The following is an 806-nucleotide window of genomic DNA, read 5'->3' as shown; positions in this document are numbered from 1 at the left end:
GGCGGGGCCCTCCTGAGGGCTTAGTATCGCCGGATTTCTCTACTTCTGAGCTGTCCACTTTTACGGGAGGACGTCAGCTGGACCAGCCCAACGGCGGCAACCTGTACATCAACTGGCGCGAAGACATGATGAGTTCCATGCGGCCCCTGGTATCGTCCTGGGCCGATGTCTTCATCACGTCGATTCTGTCCATGCCCGAAGGCACCGGCCGGCGCTGGTGGCTCTTCATCGACGAGCTGGCCAGCCTGGAAGCCCTGCCTTCATTGGAGGCGGGCCTGACCAAAGGCCGCAAGAATGGGCTGCGCATCGTCGCGGGCCTGCAGAGCACGTCCCAGCTGGAACACCTGTACGGCAGGACCATGGCCACCACCATTCGGGCGAGTTTCCGCAACTTGGTCGTGCTGGGCGGATCCCGTACCGACCCGCAGACCGCCCGCGACATGAGCGAAAGCCTTGGCAAGCACGAGGTCGAGCGGCCAAAATACAGCGTCAGCCGCAGTGTCGATCATCGGAATACGTCCGATAATATGGATCGGACAGTTGAGGATGTGGTGACACCGGCGCAGATTCAGGCGCTGCCGGTGCTGGAGGGGTATGCGGCCCTGGCGGGGAATTTGCCGGTTGCGAGAGTCAGAATGCCATTTCAGGATTTTGGCAACCAGACAGCGGCATTTCGAGACGAAGAATGACCACAGGACCGGCCAAGAGGACATCTAGCGCACTCAAGTTCTTAGGGATGGTCTGAATAAGCCGTCTTGAAAAATCGGTCGAACAGCAAAATCAGCCCATATTTCATAATGCAGAAG

The 806-nt window shown here is 58.9% G+C and carries 1 protein-coding gene; it reads left to right on the top strand.

Features of this window, described 5'->3' with window-relative positions; genetic code table 11:
* A partial coding sequence (locus tag ABS761_RS16900; RefSeq protein ID WP_350409555.1) for a type IV secretion system DNA-binding domain-containing protein occupies window positions 1-689 on the top strand: 689 nt, incomplete at its 5' end.
* Window positions 690-806: the final 117 nt, after the last annotated feature.

The sequence above is a fragment of the Castellaniella sp. GW247-6E4 genome, from assembly GCF_040276065.1.
Lineage (GTDB): Bacteria > Pseudomonadota > Gammaproteobacteria > Burkholderiales > Burkholderiaceae_B > Castellaniella.
Note: the sequence above shows the minus strand (reverse complement) of the source record. Positions and strands in the feature narration are given on the sequence as shown.